General features: G+C 45.8%; 16 protein-coding genes. 12 read left to right on the forward strand and 4 right to left on the reverse strand.

Translation table 11 applies throughout. The features are described from left to right. The first annotated feature begins 108 nt into the window (after window positions 1-108). A complete protein-coding gene (locus B151_RS0114465) occupies window positions 109-2,151 on the forward strand; it encodes a S9 family peptidase (RefSeq protein ID WP_020404368.1) in 2,043 nt (680 codons plus the stop codon). A 198-nt stretch (window positions 2,152-2,349) separates the two neighbouring features. Here the strand turns inward: B151_RS0114465 and B151_RS0114470 are convergent, their stop codons facing one another. From B151_RS0114470 to B151_RS0114485, 4 genes are all read right to left on the reverse strand, one after another. Further along, a complete protein-coding gene (locus B151_RS0114470; protein WP_020404369.1) occupies window positions 2,350-3,681 on the reverse strand; it encodes a murein hydrolase activator EnvC family protein in 1,332 nt (443 codons plus the stop codon). Further along, window positions 3,678-4,439, reverse strand: a complete 762-nt coding sequence (locus B151_RS0114475; RefSeq protein WP_020404370.1) for a DUF4292 domain-containing protein — start codon at window positions 4,437-4,439, stop codon at window positions 3,678-3,680. The genes B151_RS0114470 and B151_RS0114475 overlap by 4 nt, the downstream gene beginning before the upstream one ends. A gap of 4 nt (window positions 4,440-4,443) precedes the next feature. Beyond that, window positions 4,444-6,138, reverse strand: a complete 1,695-nt coding sequence (locus B151_RS0114480; RefSeq protein ID WP_020404371.1) for a tetratricopeptide repeat protein — start codon at window positions 6,136-6,138, stop codon at window positions 4,444-4,446. 158 nt (window positions 6,139-6,296) lie between these two features. Further along, a complete protein-coding gene (locus tag B151_RS0114485; protein ID WP_157471041.1) occupies window positions 6,297-9,413 on the reverse strand; it encodes a T9SS type A sorting domain-containing protein in 3,117 nt (1,038 codons plus the stop codon). A gap of 361 nt (window positions 9,414-9,774) precedes the next feature. Between B151_RS0114485 and B151_RS0114490 the strand changes: the two genes are divergently transcribed. The 11 genes from B151_RS0114490 to B151_RS0114540 form a co-directional block, all read left to right on the forward strand. Next, window positions 9,775-10,425 (forward strand): GNAT family N-acetyltransferase, encoded by a 651-nt coding sequence (locus tag B151_RS0114490; RefSeq protein WP_020404373.1) that lies wholly within the window; start codon window positions 9,775-9,777, stop codon window positions 10,423-10,425. A gap of 2 nt (window positions 10,426-10,427) precedes the next feature. Further along, on the forward strand, window positions 10,428-11,630 hold the full coding sequence (gene argG / locus B151_RS0114495; RefSeq protein WP_020404374.1) for an argininosuccinate synthase: 1,203 nt from the start codon (window positions 10,428-10,430) through the stop codon (window positions 11,628-11,630). Continuing rightward, the gene (argC, locus tag B151_RS0114500; RefSeq protein ID WP_020404375.1) at window positions 11,623-12,585 is read left to right on the forward strand and encodes an N-acetyl-gamma-glutamyl-phosphate reductase; all 963 of its coding nucleotides are present in this window, start codon (window positions 11,623-11,625) and stop codon (window positions 12,583-12,585) included. Before argG ends, argC begins: the two co-directional genes overlap by 8 nt. Window positions 12,586-12,587: 2 nt before the next feature. Continuing rightward, a complete protein-coding gene (gene proC / locus B151_RS0114505) occupies window positions 12,588-13,397 on the forward strand; it encodes a pyrroline-5-carboxylate reductase (protein ID WP_020404376.1) in 810 nt (269 codons plus the stop codon). Beyond that, the gene (locus B151_RS0114510) at window positions 13,394-14,527 is read left to right on the forward strand and encodes an aspartate aminotransferase family protein (protein ID WP_020404377.1); all 1,134 of its coding nucleotides are present in this window, start codon (window positions 13,394-13,396) and stop codon (window positions 14,525-14,527) included. Before proC ends, B151_RS0114510 begins: the two co-directional genes overlap by 4 nt. A gap of 301 nt (window positions 14,528-14,828) precedes the next feature. Continuing rightward, window positions 14,829-15,779 (forward strand): N-acetylornithine carbamoyltransferase, encoded by a 951-nt coding sequence (locus B151_RS0114515; RefSeq protein ID WP_020404378.1) that lies wholly within the window; start codon window positions 14,829-14,831, stop codon window positions 15,777-15,779. After that, on the forward strand, window positions 15,776-16,537 hold the full coding sequence (gene argB, locus B151_RS0114520) for an acetylglutamate kinase (protein ID WP_020404379.1): 762 nt from the start codon (window positions 15,776-15,778) through the stop codon (window positions 16,535-16,537). Before B151_RS0114515 ends, argB begins: the two co-directional genes overlap by 4 nt. A 300-nt stretch (window positions 16,538-16,837) precedes the next feature. Then, the gene (locus B151_RS0114525; RefSeq protein WP_020404380.1) at window positions 16,838-17,902 is read left to right on the forward strand and encodes a M20 family metallo-hydrolase; all 1,065 of its coding nucleotides are present in this window, start codon (window positions 16,838-16,840) and stop codon (window positions 17,900-17,902) included. Between the two features lie 98 nt (window positions 17,903-18,000). Next, a complete protein-coding gene (argH, locus tag B151_RS0114530) occupies window positions 18,001-19,290 on the forward strand; it encodes an argininosuccinate lyase (RefSeq protein ID WP_020404381.1) in 1,290 nt (429 codons plus the stop codon). A 39-nt stretch (window positions 19,291-19,329) separates the two neighbouring features. Beyond that, complete coding sequence (locus B151_RS0114535) at window positions 19,330-19,875, forward strand: 2'-5' RNA ligase family protein (protein WP_020404382.1); 546 nt, start codon at window positions 19,330-19,332, stop codon at window positions 19,873-19,875. Between the two features lie 131 nt (window positions 19,876-20,006). Then, window positions 20,007-20,568 (forward strand): NADP-dependent oxidoreductase (locus B151_RS0114540; protein WP_020404383.1); only part of this gene is annotated, 562 nt, incomplete at its 3' end.

Consider the following 20,568-nt stretch of genomic DNA (forward strand, 5'->3'; position numbering starts at 1 on the left):
CTGCATCTTCATCGTTTATTCACGCGAATTACTCATCATGATATTTTAGGTTCTATTGGCCTAATGGCTATATTCCAAAAAACTTCAATCAACTAAACCGGAGAAAATATGATACGTTCTATAGGACAAAAGTCAGCCTTTTATCTGGTGCTTGTTCTTGGTTTGGGACTACTTTTCGGGCCGTCAGCTTTGGCCCAGAATGGTCTCACTCTTGAGCAAGTAGCCAAAATTCAAAGTGTAACGAATGTATATCTGTCACCGGATGGAAATACCGCACTGTACACCCTTTCCGTCCCTGCCGACCCCTTTGAAAAGAATGAACCGGCAAGTACACACCTGTATGCCCTTGATATAGAATCGGGAGAATCCAAAGCCCTGGTTACCGATATGAGTGTAAGCGGGATCAGCTTTCGCCCATCCTATAATTCCATAACATATCTTGCAAAGAAAGAAGGAGATGAAACCCGTTCTTTATATGAGACGGATCCTGAAAGCGGAGAGTCCTCCAAATTGTTTGCTTTTGAAACCAACATATCCGGCTACGACTGGGCCAGTGATGGCAATCATATTGCATTCAGAGCATCCGAACCCAAGAAAGAGAAAGAATCGCCATTACCTTACAGTCCCGAGATCTACGAAGAGAACCTTACTGATACCTGGGGATACATCCAAAACGTAGCGATGGAAGGACATATGCCGCATCGCATTCCGGTAGAAGGAACGGTATATGATATCAGGTGGAGTCCGGATCAAACCAAACTGGCAGTGGCAGTTGCACCTACCCCTCTGGTTGATGATTTTTATATGAGCCAGAAAGTGCTCATCGTGGATCACGAAAGCCGTGAGATTGTCGCAGAAGTCGATCATGAAGGAAAACTCGGACAAATTACATGGAGCCCTGACAACAAGAAACTTGCCCTGATCGCGGCTGCCACCATCAACGACCCCATCGCAGGCCGGGTTAAAATTGCGGATGCAGAAACCGGAAACACCACTTTGCTCAACGAAGACTTTAAAGGGAGCTTTGACCAGATTGAGTGGGCGGGACCAAACACTCTGCATTACCTGGCCAGTAAAGGAACCTGGTCAGAGTTTGGAAGCCTAAATGCCGAAACCGGAGCTATGGAAATTTTCATACCAACCGGAGGAACTATTTTAAACAGTTTTGCCCACGGAGCCAATGGCATTCATGTTTTTGAAGGGAATTCCCCAAATCATCCCAGCGAATTATTTGTATCACAGGGAGATTTCGAACTTGAGCGAATGACCAACAGTAATCCCTGGCTTGAAGAGGTAGAAATGGGCCGGCAGCAAGTGATTACATACGAAGCCAGAGATGGAATGGAAGTGGAAGGAATCCTGATCTACCCACTGAACTACGAAGAAGGCACCCGGTATCCGGTGATCACAATCGTGCACGGCGGACCGGAATCACACTATAATAACGGCTGGCTCACGGGTTACTCTGATGCCGGACAAGTGGGGGCAGCCCAGGGTTACGCTGTTTTCTACCCCAACTATCGTGGAAGTACGGGGCGTGGATTGGAATTTGCCATGAGCAGTCAGGGTGACCTGGCGGGAGCCGAATTTGATGACATCGTAGATGGCGTAGATCACCTCATTGAAAACGGAATAGCTGATGCAGATAAAATCGGTGTAACCGGCGGTTCATATGGAGGCTATGCCACTGCCTGGATGAGCACCAAATACAGTGATCGTTTTGCTGCCGGTGTGATGTTTGTAGGAATCAGCAACAACCTATCCAAGTGGGGAACCAGTGATATTCCCGAGGAACTGTATTACGTACATGCCCGAAAACGCATCTGGGAAGATTACCAGGGATATTTAGAACGAAGCCCTATTTATCATGTGGATAATGCCAAAACACCACTGCTCATTATGCATGGGAAAGAGGATACCCGCGTAGATCCCGGTCAGTCTTATGAGCTATATCGTCATATCAAAACCCGGACGGATACGCCTGTCAGACTGGTGCTTTATCCTGGAGAAGGGCATGGAAACCGAAGTTCCACCGCGCGCTACGATTACAGCCTGCGTTCAATGCGATGGTTCAATCAGTATCTGAAAGGTGAAAACCAAGAACGCCCCGATACCGAACTTGAAATACCGGAGATGAGTATCGAAAATTAACAATCCCTTTTCATCAAGAAGACCTGACTGTAATTTTTGCAGTCAGGTTTTTTTATGGATTTAAAAATCTCATAAACTCAATATTCCGTTTTCTCACAAGACAGGATAGGGCTCAACATCACAACAAAAAGTAGCGAGATGAAATTGAACTGAATGATTGGATCTTCAACTCATTTAAAAAACGACTAACAAAGTTTATTATCTCGAGGAAAGCCAATTTTCGGGATTCAGATTCTCATTTCCTCTTCGCACTAAAAAGAATACCACTTCCCCAAGTTCAGACTGACTGGTTCCCGACAACCCAAGCTGTTCTCCTTCCTCCAGAACGGACCCCACTTCAACATCAATCCGGCTTAGGTTTCCATATGCTGTGTAGTACGAACCATGCTTCATAAACACGACATCACCGTAACCCGGAAGAGGTTGTATCCGGAATACATATCCGGGTGAGACAGCTTTCACCGGCGATTGTGGTTCAGCTACAATATCGATACCGGGGTGCTCGGTAACCGTACCATATAAGGGGTTACGAACCCGTCCGAATTGTTTTGCGATGGTAGTACTGTTCACCGGCCAGATCAAATCCCCTTTAGCCTGCCCAAAAAGTTGCTCATGAGCCATCAGAACCTCATCACTTACAAAACTTGCCCGCGTGATGGGTTTGGAATATTTGGCCACTTCCTCACTTCTTCGCTGGGCATCGGCTATGTTTCGGGCTTCAGCTAACCTTTGTTTACGGATCTTATCTGCCTCCAATACGGACTCTTCCTCTTCGATCCACCGATCAAGTACGTTCTCTAAATTCTCCTTTTCTTCCCGTGTTTTACGAAGTTCTGCGAGCCATGTACTTCTTTCTTGTTTAATCTGTTCTACCGTACGTTCCTGCTGCTGCCGCTGTTGTCCCAGTTCTTCTTTTTCATCTCTGATCTCACCAATTACCTGCCGGTTCTTCTCATAACTATCCTGAAGGTTGACTTTTACCTGATCCAGCTCTCTTCGGTTCTCCCGGATAGTTTCTGCCTGTTTTGCCCGCTGTTCTTCAAATCGTTTCAAATAATTGGCACGCACCAGCATTTGATTTATGGAATTGGAAGTAAGCAGTAGTTCCAGGTTTCCCGTTCGGCTATTCTTGTAGGCGTAAAGCATGATCTCCTTATAATTCTCGATCAGGTGCTCCAGCTCGTCCTCGCGCAGTTCGATCTCTTTTTCGGTGAGCTGGATCTCAGCCTCGATCTGCTTTTGCTCCTGTTGCAAGTTTTGGATCTTATCATCCTGAAGGGCAATCAGGTTATTCAGCGACTGAAATTGCTCGAATGATTTGTCATATCGTTCTTCAGCCTGACTAATGCGTTGCTGGTAATTCTTAATGCGGGCTTCCAGCACATTTATCTCAGCCCGGGTATTTTCCTGCCTTTTCAACAGTTGCTCTCTTTTCTCTTCGTAGGTAAGGTTTTGAGCCCATACATTGGAGCTTAAAATCAGAGCTGTTATAATTATAAAACCTGTTTTTAGAAAAAAGCTGTTCTTCATATCCGCTGAATTTTGATGTTATCAGGCAAGTCGATCTCCAGATTTAGCTTAGAGGGATTTACCTCAAGGCTGCGAATCAAAAACACGACCCTGGAATCTCCATCTGAGCTGAATATCGTAATTTTGCGGGGTAAAGTGAATCCTTCCAACACCCCATATCCTTCGTAGATGATCCTGGAATAGGGCGCTCTGCCCTTTATGGGTTGTTCTACACGCTGAACCGTCCTGTTTTCAGGATCCACATACACTTGCGCGCCATTTTTTAAACGGAGCTGAATGGAATTATTGCTTTCCAGGATCGCGCCGACCTGTTCTGCTTCCACTTTAAAATTCAACAGATCCAGAATGTTGATGGAAGCAAGCTCATTCAGGCTGGTGATACGTCCGTCGTAGATCGAAACTTTTTGTGCTGTTTTATCCAACCGATCATAGATCAAAATAGAGTCAGCTTCAACTAACATTTGACCTCCCTCTATCCCAATTCGGTTTTGTATGGTCAGCAGACTTAGTGTTCGATCGGCTTCAAAATCGATGGTAACACGGTCGCTGTTGCCCGGCTCACTTACCAGGGCACGGCCTTTACCGGATACCCCCCTCAAGGTATTCTCATAGTTTGGGATCGAAGCAGCTACCTCTGCTTTGGACAAGTCACTTTTACGAAAATCTCCTTCCACCACAGACTTTGATGTGCTGCACGCGGAGAGAATGGCAACCGAAAGAAAGAGCATCAATAAAGAAAAGCGAGAGATAGAATTCACAATATTAATTAAGTTTTTCCTGAAGATGTGTACGAGCCGGATCTTTATCCAAAGCCTGCTTCCACCAAGACCGGGCTTCGTCTATATTTCCTAATTTCTCCTGCACATCTCCCATGTGTTCCAGTACTTCAGCGCTTGCCTCCCCGGTTTCGATGGACGCTTTGATAAAGCGCTGTGCCTTTTCATACTCTCCTTTCTTAAAATAGATCCATCCCATGGTATCCAGGTAAGCGGCATTTTCGGGAGCCAGTTCCATTGCTTTAATGGCCAGTTCCTCTGCACGATCCAGGTTCACCTCACGGACCGAAAGATTATAGGCATAATTGTTCATCGCATTATCATTTTCGGGATCATAACGAAGTGCCAGTTCATAGGATTCATCGGAAGCTTCATGCTTTTCGAGATTAGCCCGCACATCTCCAAGCGTACCATATATGATAGATTTGAATGGACGACGGGCCGGCGCTCTTGAAGCATTTTCGAGCCATTCTTCCGCTTGCGAATTTTCGTCCTTAAGCAGAAAAGCACTTCCCACAAAAAATTGGATATATGCATCATCGGGTACTTGCTGATGCGCTTCTTTACCGACTTCTACAGCGCGATCATAATCCTGCAATTGCAAGAGTATTTGAAGCCTCTGCCGCCAGGCAATTTCATCCTGGGGGAGTAACCGGTTGGCTTGCTCTAACTTTTCCAATGCTTTTTTGGGTTGAGCCGATTGTGCATAGAATTCTCCGGCTAAAGTAAATGCCGGACCATAGCCCGCTTCGGTTTCAGTAAGAACATCCATCACGCGTTGGGTTTGCTTTAGAAGATCTTCATTTCCTGCCAGATCTCTCGACTTCCCATACATGAACCGGGCGATATTCATCTTGGCTTCTGAACCGATCAAAGGATCTTCAATGAAATTCGTCAGCATGGTTCCGGCACTGTCCCATTCCTGTTGGTCAAGGTAGATACCGGCCAACTTGATCAAGGCTTCCGGCTCCCTGGGGTTTCTATCCAATGCTTCTTTGAGCACTTTTTTTGCCTGCCCAAGCTGATTTCCTCTCGCATAATAAGTTCCAAGCAGGTTCAGCATTTCCAGATTTCCGGGGTCCACATCTCGTATTCTCTCAAGCTGGGCAATGGCAGAATCCTGTAGCATCATGGATTCATAATTTCTGAATTTCATCATCAGTGTTTGAGGTTCTACCCCCCGCTGCCTGAGAATGTCATCCAACACCTGGTTTGATTTCACAAATTCTCCATAATCACGGTATGTATCGGCCAGCATCACTTTGATGTCGAGATCGTTGGGAAAAAGATCCTGCAAGATATTCAATTCTTCGATAGTAGCTGTATTACGGCCCGCACTCCTGTAGATCTCAGCCAGCTTTAGCCGGTACCATTTATTATCCGGTTCAGCATCCACTGCCTGTTTCCCATAAAGAGCCGCATTGGGAAGGTCATTCATCATAAAATAGGTATCGGCAAGGGCATAATTAATCCCCGATGCATCAGGAAGATCTCTACGAGCCTGAAGAAAAAGTTCGCGCGCCCGTTCGTATTCCTCATTTTCAAAGGCTTCCAATCCCTGGATGTACGCTGATTTTGCAGAGATCTCTTCCTCCGATTGAACCTGGGCCACGGCTGTCATGCCAGACAAAAGTGCCACCAAAAGAGCCGGTATGATCGAATAATATTTCATGGTTTTCATCACAACGCTAAGTATAACAGTAAAGTACGTTTATTGCTCAACCCGTTTACATTTTTACCATATATAAAAAAAGTCCGCCGGCTTTACACCGGCGGACTTGCGTATGTTGATTTCAAGAATGCGATAACTACACTGCGTCGCACCAAACGCTACTTACCTTATTTAATCAACATCATTCTGCGGGTTTGAGAGAAATCTCCCGCTTTAATTCGGTACAAATACATTCCGCTTGATAAACTATTAGCATCAAAAGATACCGTATAGTTCCCGGCAGCTTGTCGTTGGTTGTTTACCAAAGTCGCCACCTTCATTCCGACTACATTATAGACTTCAATGCTCACTGCTTCTGTTTGTGGAATTGAGTATGAGATCTGAGTAGTAGGGTTGAATGGATTTGGATAGTTTTGTGACAGCTCGAAGGCTTTAGGCATACCGGTTACATTTTCGTTGCTGGTAGCAGCCACAGGTAACATCAGGCTGGTTCCATCCGCTAAAACCACCAGTAAACCGAAAGCTTCACCGTCATTATTGTTGGCCGGTGTTAAGAATCCACTTGCCAGGATCATTGCTGTGCTTCCGCCCAATCCACTGACATCTGCCGTAAATGAGGCTACGGGAGTATCATTGCCGGCGGGATTGATATCCAACTTATAAGAGCCTGTTGGCACACTTAGATAATCCGGGGTATAATCTGTGTAAGACACATTTGGAACCAAGGTGTTACCACCGGTATTAACATCTACAGCCGGGGCATCAGTTGCTCCGTGGTACACGAGGAAAGAAAAGTCATCTTCACTTTCGCCCATGGCCATGGCTCCGGGAATCACATCCAGCATGAATGCAGTGGAAACTTCATCAGGGTTAGCTGCAAACGATGCAGGGTCTCCAACACCGGTAGCCACTACATAGTAAGAACTGTCTGCTTCCAGCGTGAGCGTAGTATTGTAAACAGATTGCTCAATACCGGCATCAAATGGTGCGATATCGAGTTCGTACTCTACACCGGCTTGCAATTCCAGGAATGGGGTAGCACTTCGGAAGGCTACGCTGTCGAGCAGGATTTCTCCATTCGCAAAAATATCCACTACTTCAAACGCAGGATCTGCTGCATTATGGATGATCTGAACGGTTGCAGTTTGAGGCTCTTCATATACGGGAAGAGATACTACATCACCATTTGGTAACACGGCGATCAAACCAAAAGCAGGTCCGTCTTGATTTGCGGATGGAGTTAAAAATCCACTGGCAAGAACCAAGGTAGAAGATCCACCCAATCCGGATAACGGAGCAGTAAATGATGCTACCGTTGTTTCCGTTCCGGCTGCATTGATGTCCAGGACATAATCGTCAGCTGGGAGATTTAAGTAACCATCACTGTCATCCGTATAAGAAAGATCGCCCACTAAAGTGCTTCCGCCACTATTCACATCTACGGCAGGAGCATCGGTGGCTCCATGATATACGGCTACATTTACGGTGCCATCACCGGCAGTTGTAGTGGCACCCGGGATAATATCCAGCATAAAAGCTGTGGAAACTTCATCCGGATTTGCAGCAAAAGAGGACGGGTCTGCTACGCCTGTTGCAACAACATAGTAACTTTCCCCTGCATCCAAAGTAACATCCACATCATATACTGCCTCACTTACAGCAGCATCCGGTGCTGTAAGAGCAATATTCAGGTTTACCCCTGCCTGTAATTCAAGGAAGCCGGTAGCCGTTCGAAATGCTACATCTTCAAGGGTTAAGGCTTCATTGATATAAACATCCACTGTTTCTAATGCAGGGTCTGCGGCATTATGAATGATTTGTGCGGTAGCAGTCTCATAAGCAGGAAGTTCGATAACTGTTCCATTTGGCAACACCGCTATCAACCCAAAAGCAGGTCCGTCTTGATTAGCGGATGGAGTCAAAAATCCGCTAGCTAAAATTACCACTGTGCTGCCACCTAATCCAGAGACATCAGCGGTAAAAGAAGCTACCGTTGTTTCCGTTCCGGCTGCATTGACATCCAAAATATAAGAAGCTGCTGGAACGCTTATATAATCCGGTGTATAGTCAGTGTAGGAAAGATTTTCAACCAAAGCATCGCCTGCACTGTTTATGTCAACAGCGGGTGCATCAGTCACACCGTGATATACACCTACATCTACCATACCATCGGCTGCTGTTGTATTCGCACCGATAACTACATCTAACATAAAATCCGTTGAAATTTCATCCGGATTCACTGCAAAGTTGTCCGGGTTACTCACTCCTGTAGCTACCACATAGTATGAACTGTCTGCCTGTAAATTCAGCGTAGTATTAAAGACAGACGCACCTATACCTTGGTTATAAGGGGCAACATCAATGTCGATGTCTACTCCCGCCTGGAGCTCCAGAAATCCGGTTGCTGAACGGAAAGCAACGCTATCAAGTAATATCTCTCCATTGGCATAAATATCAACCACTTCAAACGCAGGATCAGCTGCATTATGGATGATCTGTGCAGTGGCAGTCTCATAAGCGGGAAGTGAAACCACATCTCCACTTTGCAATACGGCGATCAGCCCAAAAGCTGCACCTTCCATATTAGCTGAAGGATCAAGGAAGCCACTGGCTAATACGATGGCAGTGGAACCGTCAAGATCGGAAAGATCAGCTTGAAAGGAAGCAACCGTTGTGGTTGTACCTGCCGCATTGATATCCAAAATATACTCAGCTGCCGGAACACTGATATAGTCTGCAGTTTCGTCGCTATATTCCAAACCGGAAGCAAGAGCAGTACCCGCATTAACTACATCTACTGCCGGAGCATCTGTAGCCCCGTGATGTATGAGGAAGTCTACATTACCTGCATTTCCAGCCGTTGTTGATCCATTGGCAACGATATCCAGTGTGAAAGCAGTAGACACTCCATTGGGGTTAGCTGCAAAATCACCGGGCGTTCCTACACCTGATGCTATTACATAATACACTTCATCAGCAGTAAGGTTTACCGTTGTGTTAAAAACTGATTCCGAGATATCTCCTTGATAAGGAACAATGTCTATTTCAAGATCTGCTCCGGCGGGGAGGTCCAAGAAGGCAGTTGCATTTCTAAAAGCAAGGCTGTCAACAGCTTCACTTCCATTCACATACACATCTACCACTTCGAAAGCGGGATCTGCAGAATTGTGAATGATCTGTATTTGGGCGGTTTGCGCTTGTACGGTGTTCAATCCTATAAGACCAAAGAAGGCAAATAAGAAGGCACTCAAGTACGAAGCGAACTTCGTAACAATCGTTTTCATTTGTCCTGTATTTAATTGTGATTTTTTACAGGAGAATTGCAGCGTCTCTTTTGATGAATAGTAGTTATACAGCAAATCTCCTTCCCTTAGAATCAGATGGAAGCCCTTTTTCGTTCCCAAAAAAATAAAAGTCAAATTAAATTTGTTTTAATCTGTATTCTATATTTAACTTAGACGCATGCAAATCAAAAGCAGAAATAGAATCACTGTTACTCCTCTCCGGCGGATTCCGCGACGGCGGTAGTCCATATTTTATGCTGAATAGTATCAGCACTCATCTTTTTACCGCAAGATTCTAATTTCACTCAACTTCCTTACAGAAGTTTATTCACTCAACTCACTCTATCATCACTTTTTTATTATGTCTGCCCAAGTATTTATCGCAACCGTTCAGCATACCCTTTATGCACAAGATATTTGTGATCTGATCGAGGATGCCGCTCACAAGCGCGGCACCGGGATCGCCAAACGTGATCCGGAATACATCAAAACAAAGATGAAGAACGGAAACGCCGTTATTGCTTTGGATGGTGATCAGCTTGCCGGTTTTTGTTACATAGAAATTTGGGAAAACAAAAAATATGTAGCCAACTCAGGACTAATCGTACATCCTGATTTCCGCGGACAAGGATTGGCGAAAAAGATCAAAGCCAAAGCGTTCGAGCTTTCCCGGAAGAAGTATCCAGAGTCCAAGCTTTTTGGTATCACCACCAGCTTACCGGTCATGAAGATCAATTCAGACCTGGGCTACAAGCCGGTTACTTTCTCTGAACTCACACAGGATGAAACCTTTTGGAGAGGCTGTCAAAGCTGTCCCAATTACGACATCCTTCAGCGCAATAACCGAAGTAACTGTCTTTGTACCGGAATGATGTATGACCCGAATCACCCTAACAACAAGCCCAAAGCGGAGCGTGAAAAAAACGTCAACAAATACTATCGGTGGGTGAAATTAAAGACCGTGAAGTACCTCAAAAAATTTAATCCAATAAACATCTTTCTATCCCTGTAATCATGAGCAATCCTAAAAAAGTTTTACTCGCTTTCAGTGGCGGACTCGACACTTCTTACTGCGCCATCTGGCTGGCCAAAGACCAAGGCTATTACGTTCATACGGCTGCCGTTAACACCGGCGGTTTTGATGAAACCGAAGAAAAAGCCCTGGCGGAAAAAGCCAAGAACCTGGGCATCAAAAATCATGTGATGCTGAATGTGGAAAAGGAATTCTACGAAAAAGGCATTAAATATTTGGTGTTTGGCAACGTGCTCAAAAATCACACCTATCCGCTTTCCGTAAGTGCTGAACGCGTGTTTCAGGCGGTAGCCATTGCAGAATATGCCAAAGAGATCGGAGCTGATGCCATCGCTCACGGAAGCACGGGAGCCGGCAACGATCAGGTTCGCTTTGATCTTGTTTTTCAGGTGATGGCTCCGAATATAGAGATCATCACTCCCATCCGCGATCAGAAATTGAGTCGCGAGGAAGAAGTGGAATACCTTAAAGAAAACGGTATCGATCAGGAATGGGCCAAAGCCAAATATTCCATCAACAAGGGATTGTGGGGAACTTCGGTGGGGGGAGCCGAAACACTGACGTCTCATCAGGGACTCCCCGAAGATGCCTGGCCAACAAAGGTTACCGAAAAAGAACCCAAAACGGTCGAGCTTCATTTTGAAAATGGGGAATTCGTTGGCATCGATGGAGAAACCTATGATCCGGTTCAAGCCATCAAAGAATTGGAGAAAATCGCAGCTCCGTATGGAGTCGGACGAGACATTCACGTGGGTGATACCATTATCGGGATCAAAGGTCGTGTTGGATTTGAAGCGGCTGCACCGATGCTCATCATCAAAGCACATGAACTTTTGGAGAAGCATACGCTTGGCAAATGGCAGCTCCATTGGAAAGATCAGCTGGGTGACTGGTATGGCATGCTGATGCATGAAGGACAGTATCTGGATCCGGTGATGCGCAACATCGAAACCTTTTTAGAAGACACTCAAAAAACCGTCTCCGGAAAAGTGATCGTGAAGCTGGAACCCAAACGATTTGAACTGCAGGGCATTGAATCAGACAATGATCTGATGGGCTCTAAAGCAGGTCAATATGGAGAAATGAACAACGCCTGGAGCGGCGAAGATGTGAAAGGTTTCACCAAGATCCTGGCAAATTCCATGCTCATTCAACAAAAAGTACAAGGAAAAGAAAATGATTAAAGCAGGCATCATCGGTGGCGCAGGTTATACCGCTGGAGAACTCATTCGCATTTTGCTGCACCACCCTGAAGTGGACATTCATAGTGCGGTAAGTGGGAGTCATGGTGGGGAACCTTTGTACAAAGCCCATCCCGACCTGGAAGGAGAAACCGAACTTACATTTGATACCGAATTGGCTCAGGATGTAGATGTAGTTTTCCTGTGCTCGGGACATGGAAAATCTAAAGGAGTGATGGAAAGCGGTGTGATTCCAGATAGCGCTAAGATCGTAGACCTAAGCTCGGATTACCGCATCAAAGGAGATCATGAATTTATCTATGGCTTGCCGGAAATAAATCGCACGGAAATTAAATCCGCGGATTACATTGCTAATCCCGGCTGTTTTGCTACTTGCATTCAACTGAGTTTACTTCCGCTCGCCCAAGCCGGATTGTTGAAAGATTCGGTACACACAACCGCCATCACAGGAAGTACAGGCGCAGGACAGAATCCCACTTCTACCACGCATTTCAGCTGGAGAAGTCACAATGCCTCGATTTATAAACCGCTGAAGCATCAACATTTGGCAGAGATCAAACAAAGCCTTAAACAGCTTCAATCTGATTTTGATCAGGAAGTCTTTTTTATCCCGATGCGAGGCGCTTTCACCCGTGGCATTTTATCTGCGAATTATGTGGAACTGGAGCAATCTGCCAAAGAGATTCAACAACTCTATCAAGAATTTTATCAGGATCATCCATTTGTGACGGTCTCGAATTCATCCCCGGATATTAAACGTGTAGTTGGAACCAATAAGGTGCAGCTGCATGTGCAAAAAGAAAATGGACAGATCCTGATCACGGGAGTGATCGACAACTTACTGAAAGGCGCATCGGGACAAGCTGTTCAAAACATGAATTTAATGTTCGGACTGGATGAAACCGCCGGACTTAATCTAAAATCAACCGCATTTTAACCATGGCTAAGAAACACGATATCGCGATCATTGGAGCTGGAAATCTGGGCATTGCTATTGCCAAAGGGATCACCGGGGCTAAGCTGGCGAAGCCGAAGAATATGTATCTGACGCGTCGCCACCTGGAAAAACTGGATGGCTTAAAAAAGCAGAAGTTCCAGATCACTTCCGATAATATCGAAGCCGTACAACATTCAGAATACATTTTTCTTTGTGTTCAACCTAAACAACTAGCAGCGGTTTTAGATGAGATCAATCCGGTACTCGACCCAGAAAAACATGTGCTCATTTCTACCATCACCGGGGTTGAGATCAGCACGATCGAAGAGCATCTGGAAGCCCAAATGCCGATCATCCGAGCGATGCCTAATACCGCCACGGCTATCCAGGAATCAATGACCTGTATGTGCGGGAAGAATGTCAGTGAGGATCAATTGAAGGACGTGAAAACCTTATTTGAAGCCTTGGGCGAAGCGATGATCATCGATGAAAACCTCATGAAGGCTGCCACCGTATTAGCTGCCAGCGGGATTGCCTTCTTCCTCCGATACATTCGAGCAGCTACGCAAGGAGGTATCCAACTCGGATTTCATGCTGAAGAAGCCCAAAAAATTGCCATGCAAACGGCACGTGGAGCGGCTTCTTTATTGGTCGAAGGCGAACATCACCCCGAAACCGAAATTGATAAAGTAACCACGCCTCAAGGTTGTACCATTGCCGGGCTTAACGAAATGGAGCACCAGGGGCTTAGCTCGGCCGTCATCAAAGGCCTGATGGCTTCTTTCGAAAAAATTAACACGATCACCCAATGAATCTCTTCCAAGTCTACCCACTTTTTGATGTTGAACCGGTAAAAGCTAAAGGACATTATGTGTATGATGCTGATGGCACTAAATACCTCGATTTTTATGGTGGTCATGCGGTAATTTCCATCGGACATGCGCATCCCCATTACGTGAAGCGCGTGAATGCTCAGCTGAATGATATCGGCTTTTATTCGAACTCCGTTCCTATCGGAATTCAGCAGGAATTGGCGAGCAAACTCGGTGCACTTTCCGGCTATAGTGACTGGAATTTGTTTCTGTGCAATTCCGGGGCGGAAGCCAATGAGAATGCGCTAAAACTGGCCTCGGCTCACAATAATCGCAAGAAGATCCTCGCTTTTGATGGAGCCTTTCATGGACGAACGTCGCTGGCTGTTGCGGTTACCGATAATCCCAACATCGTATTTCCGGTGAATGAAGGAGCGGAAGTCATCCGTTTTGCTTTTGATGATTTTGACGGCGTTGAAAAAGCCCTGAAGCAAGAGGATGTCAGCTCGGTGATTATTGAAGGCATTCAGGGCGTTGGAGGTATCGAATCTCCATCGAAGGAATTTTTCCAGCACTTGCGTACGCTTTGTGATGAAACCAATACCGTACTCATTTTGGATGAAGTACAGTCGGGCTTTGGCCGTACCGGGAAGTTCTTTGCGCACCAGTTATTTGATATCGAACCCGATATCATCTCGATGGCTAAAGGCATGGGTAATGGATTTCCGGTGGCCGGAATTTTGATCCACCCGAAATTTGAGGCTTCGTTCGGAATGCTCGGAACTACATTTGGCGGAAATCACCTGGCGTGTGCCGCTTCACTGGCTGTACTGGAAGTGTTGGAGCAAGAGCAACTCATGGAGAATGCAACCAAGCTCGGAAATTATCTGATCAAAGAATTGAAGCAGCTTCCAAAAGTGAAGGAAGTCCGTGGATTTGGACTGATGATCGGCGCTGAATTTGACGAACCGGTAGCCGATTGGCGAAAAAAATTGCTGTATGAGCATCATATTTTCACCGGATCATCATCTAATAAGAATGTACTCCGGTTGCTGCCTCCGTTGGGTATCACTCAAGAAGAATGTGATGTGTTGTTGGAGGCATTGAAAGAAGTCATACCCAATAATTAGTTGGAACCGGTGGTTCCGTCAGGCATTCCCAACGGGACGTTGGGAACGAGATAATTAATTTTAAACAGACAAGTAATTCAAATTTAGCAAGAAAAAGTCCTCCCTTGAGGGAGGTGCCGGAGTGAGTGAATACGAACTCTGGCGGAGGGTGTAAGCCAAGGGCATAAACGTTGAATTCCAACTGATTATCCCTTGGCGCCAACACCCCTCCCGGCTAAAGCCGTACTCCCCTCAAGGGGAGACTATTATGAATCGAATAATAAACAACAACCCACAATCATCTGTGGTTTAAAATCAAAGAATGAACTCATTTCTATCCATTAAAGATGTCAACAATCTCCCCGCGCTGGTGAACGATGCGCTGGAGATCAAGAAGAACCCGCATGCGTATTCGGATCTTGGGCGTAACAAATCGGTTTGCCTGATCTTTTTAAATCCAAGTTTACGGACACGGCTGAGTTCTCAAAAAGCGGCCTTCAATCTTGGGATGAATGCGGCGGTGCTGGATGTGGGAAGTCAGGGTTGGAAGCTGGAATTTGCCGATGGCGTAGTCATGGATTCGGACAAAGCGGAGCACATTAAAGAAGCCGCTGCGGTTATCGGTTCTTATTTTGATGTGGTGGCTATTCGCGCTTTTGCTAAACTTGAGGATCGCGAGGAAGATTATAGCGAGCAGATCATTCAATCCTTTAAAAAATACTGTCCCGCGCCGGTAGTTAATATGGAATCCGGAACCGGACATCCGTTGCAGGCACTGGCCGATCTTATGACCATTGAAGAGCATAAAACGGTAGAAAAACCAAAGGTGGTTTTGACCTGGGCCCCGCACCCGCGACCGCTCCCGCAAGCTGTAGCCAACTCTTTTTCTGAGTGGATGCAAGCAGCGGATTTTGACCTGACTATTACTCATCCTAATGGCTATGAACTGGCAGATGAATTTGTTGGAAATGCCAAAGTAGAATACGATCAGAGAAAAGCATTCAAAGATGCCGAATTTGTGTACGCCAAAAACTGGAGCAGCTATTCAGATTATGGAAAGGTTCTATCCACCGACCGAAGCTGGATGGTTACGGCTGAAAAAATGGCGCTCACCAATAATGGAAAATTTATGCATTGCCTCCCGGTTCGCCGAAATGTAATCGTGGAAGATGCTGTGATTGACAGCGAAAACAGCTTGGTGATTCCCGAAGCCACCAACCGCATTTTTTCTATGCAGGCCGTTTTAAAACAATTGCTGGAGCACCTGAAATGAAGTCCGTAAAAGTCATAAAAGTTGGTGGTAAAGTGATCGGCGATGACCAAAAACTGGATCGTTTTCTGAAATCTTTCGCTGCTATTAAAGAACCAAAAGTGTTGATCCATGGTGGCGGTTCTATTGCTTCTGACATTGGAAAGCGACTGGACATCAAACCACAAATGATCGATGGTCGACGTGTGACGGATGCCGAAACGCTGGAAGTCATTACCATGGTGTATGGCGGATTGGTGAGTAAGAGTATCGTAGCAAAACTGCAGGCTCTTGGAGTAAATGCTGCAGGACTGTCCGGGGCCGACCTGAATATCATCCCCGCAAAAAAACGCGATCCCGAACCGGTCGATTTTGGCTGGGTTGGCGATGTGGAAGACGTGAATACAAACTGGCTCACTCAATTTCTAAATGCAGATGTGACCCCGGTTTTGGCTCCTCTTACCCACGATGGAGCGGGAAATATGCTGAACACGAATGCTGATACGATTGCCTCATCGGTCGCTTCGGCGTTGTCAGATGATTTCGATACCGAACTTATGTTCTGTTTTGAACAGCCCGGGGTGATGAACGACAAAAAGCTCATCACCGAAATGAATCTGTTGCTGTACCGACATCTGCGGGATAGCGGTATTGTCACCGATGGTATGATCCCGAAACTCGATCTCGGGTTTGAAGCTCTGAAGAATGGGGCAAAGGTCAGCATTCGCAGTTTTAAGGATGTGGCTGAGCCGGAATCAGGAACGACATTGGTCTCGAATTAAACAATAAAATAAAATACGAATGACACCGATTAGGCTGATTGTAAATTAGTCCCGTTAGGGACGAACGACATCATAGCCCCTGGTTTTAACCCGGGGCGCAAAAATGTAGAAAGAAAAACCTCCGCCCGGATGCATTTATTAGCAAACCGTTTATCGGAGGTTGGGCAAACATATTACCAACATAAACCAAATTGGAAGCAGGAGCTTCCCAGAATGCGTTCCCAAGCCGGAGCTTGGGAACGAGTTAACGAGTACTAAACACTAAAACCAGAATTCGTATTCACACACTCACTCTCACTCATGAATACCATCGAACAACTTAGCGAGCAAGCCATTGAGCTGCTGAAGACACTGATCTCCACGCAGTCGTACAGTGGCGAAGAAGATGAAACCGCCCAAATCCTTTCGAATGTTTTGGAGGAATTTGGTTTTTCTCCGCAGCGCAAAGGAAATAATATCTGGGCGATCAATCCGTCTTTCGATGAGAATAAACCCACGGTGATGCTGAATTCTCATCACGATACTGTGCAGGCTTCTTCCAAATGGACCAAAGACCCCTTCACCCCAACGCTGGAAGACGGCAAACTTTATGGGCTCGGAAGTAATGATGCGGGCGGACCGCTGGTCAGTTTACTGGCTACGTTTGTATATCTATCTGAAAAAGAACAGCCCTACAATTTGATCTTTTTGGCATCTGCTGAGGAGGAAACTTCAGGAAAAAAAGGAGTGCCTATCGTATTACCTGAACTGCCTGATATTGATTTTGCTGTAGTTGGTGAACCGACCTCTATGGATCTCGCCATTGCCGAGCGTGGATTGATCGTGCTGGATTGTGTGAGTCATGGTGAAAGTGGTCATGCTGCGCGAAATGAAGGCGAGAACGCGTTGTATAAAGCTATCAAAGATATCGAGTGGTTTGCATCTTATGAGTTTGAAAAGACCTCGGAAGTACTGGGAAGCATTAATATGACGGTCACGCAGATCGAGGCGGGAAGTCAGCACAACGTGGTTCCGGATGAGTGCAGGTTTGTAGTAGACGTGCGACCCAATGAGTTTTATTCGAATGAAGAGGTGGTTGCTTTGATCCGTGAGAATGTAGAATGTGAGGTACATCCACGATCCACCAATTTGAATGCCTCCGGTATTGCTCTCGATCATCCGTTTGTACAAAGGGCAGAGGAATTAGACATTCGAACATATGGCTCCAAAACGATGTCAGATCAGGTTCACATGCTCTTCAACAGCGTGAAGATCGGACCCGGTAACACCCACCGTTCTCACACTGCCGATGAATTCATCTATCTGGATGAAATCCGGGATGGCATCAAAACGTATATTGAATTAATTGATCAGTTGAGTATATAATTACACACTAATGTGTTACGGTGTTAAAGTGTTATAGTGGCTTCACAAGCCTAAACACTTTAACACCGTAACACCGTCGCACCAAAACACTTTGAAAAATGAAGAAACTCTGGGAAAAAGGAATTCAAACCGACGCTTTCATCGAGAAATTTACGGTGGGAAAAGACCGTGAACTTGACCTTGATCTGGCAAAATATGATGTGCAGGGAACCATTGCTCATATCACCATGCTGGAATCGGTGGGTTTGTTGGAGAAAGATGAGCTTGAGATCCTCACCAAAGAACTGAATCGCATTCTAAATGAAGTGATCGAACCCGGCAATTTCGAGATCGAAGACGGCGTAGAAGATGTCCATTCGCAGATCGAACTCATGCTTACTCGTAAGCTGGGAGATGTCGGGAAAAAAGTGCATTCCGGTCGTTCCCGAAACGATCAGGTGTTGGTGGATATTCGGCTGTACCTCCGTGATCAGATCAAGGAAATCGCCCAGCTTACCAGGAAACTATTTGATACGCTGATCAACCAAAGTGAAGCCACTAAAGAAGTGCTGCTGCCCGGATATACGCACACTCAAGCGGCGATGCCATCGAGTTTTGGAATGTGGTTTGGAGCGTATGCGGAAAGCCTTGTGGACGATCTTGTGTTGCTGGAGTCCACCTATCATATCGTCAACCGAAATCCGCTGGGATCGGCGGCGGGATATGGTTCTTCTTTTCCGTTGAACCGAACGATGACCGCTGAATTGTTGGGTTTTGAAGGTTTGAATGAAAATGCGGTGTATGCCCAAATGGGTCGTGGTAAAACTGAACAAACCCTTTCTTTTGCCATGGCCGGACTGGCCGGAACGCTGAATAAATTAGCAGCGGATGTCTGTCTTTATAACAGCCAAAACTTCCAATTTCTGAAACTTCCGGATGAACTGACAACGGGCTCCAGCATCATGCCACATAAGAAAAACCCGGATGTCTTTGAGCTCATCCGTGCTAAAACCAATGCGTTGAAAACCCTCCCCAATCAGATCATGATGGCGACTACAAATCTGACTTCCGGCTACCATCGTGATTTCCAGATCCTGAAGGAGCAACTGTTTCCGGCTATTGAAGAACTCAAAAGCTGCTTGTTCATCACCGAATATGCGGCTGGGCAAATGGCTGTGAATGACGAGATCATCGACGACCCCAAATACAAGCTGATCTTTTCTGTGGAAGCCGTCAATGAGTTGGTAAAAGAAGGCGTTCCATTTCGTGATGCGTATCAACAAGTAGCCCAGCAGATCGAAGAAGGAAGTTTTGAACCGCCTACGGAACTGAATCACACCCACGAGGGAAGTATTGGGAATTTGAGAAATGAGGAAATCAAAGAAAGACTGAATAGACTTGAGATTTGAGACATAAGATGTAAGATTGTCTTAAAGCAAAATCTATCTATGAAACAGCTTTATTTTATAGCGCTTATTCCTGCTGAGCCATTGAAGGAGCAGATCCAGGATATCAAGCTGGAGGTGAAGGAGAAATTCAACAGCTCTCACTCGCTGAATGCTCCGCCACATATCACCTTGCTGAGTCCTTTTCGGATGGAGGAGGAACAGGAAGATCAACTGGATTCACTCCTTGAGGTTTTTGCACAGGGATTTCAACCTTTCAATGTTCAACTCAAAAACTTTTCAACCTTTCCGCCCCGTGTGGTTTTTATTGATGTGGTCAAATCTCCGGAGTTGGTTGAGCTGCAGAAAAAACTGGAAGAAATAGCCCGTTCCAAGCCGGAGATGTTTGCGTATAATTATCAAGAACGGGAGTATCATCCGCATGTAACGCTTGCCTTTAAAGACTTGTCCAAATCGAATTTTTATAAGGCGTGGGATACCTTCAAGGATCGCGATTTTGAAGAGAATTTTGTGAGCGATCATGTGTATTTGCTGAAGCATAATGGAGAGCGATGGGAAGTCATCAGGAGCTTTACATTGGAAATGTAATTACCACCCGTTCTATGGAGCTTTCATTTTTTTGTTGTTCATATCTGTCATTTCAAAATAAACTGAACTCCTTCTAATTCACCTATGTTTGATAGATAGATTGAATATTCATCAAAAAACTATTTATCAAAATGAGTGAACAAATGAACGCCGCCTATTTCGAAGAATTCGGCGATCTTTCAAACGTCAAAACAGGTAAGCTTGAAAAACCGCAAGCCGGAGAAGCGGAAGTATTGGTACGCATCAAATCGGCCGGAGTAAATCCTGTGGATGCTGCCGTAGCCCGTGGAATGCTTAAAGATGCTATCCCGACAGAATTTCCTGCCATTCCGGGATGGGATGTCGCCGGTGTAGTTGAAGAAACAGGTTTTTCAGCCCGGCGTTTCAAGCCCGGAGACGAAGTATATGCATATGCCCGACGCCCTGTGGTACAACATGGCACCTTTGCCGAATACATTTCGATACCGGAATCTTATTTGGCTTTGCGTCCTCAAGAAATATCGATGGAAGCTTCCGGGGGAATTCCATTAGTCGGACTTACCGCATATCAATCTTTGTTTGATGCCGGCGATCTCCAAAGCGGGCAAACTCTTCTTATACTTGGAGCCTCCGGTGGAGTGGGCACGCTTGCTATTCAGCTGGCAAAAGCCAAAGGTGCTACCGTGATCGGCGTTGCGAGTGAAAGCAATCATA

Source organism: Gracilimonas tropica DSM 19535, assembly GCF_000375425.1.
GTDB classification, from domain to species: domain Bacteria; phylum Bacteroidota; class Rhodothermia; order Balneolales; family Balneolaceae; genus Gracilimonas; species Gracilimonas tropica.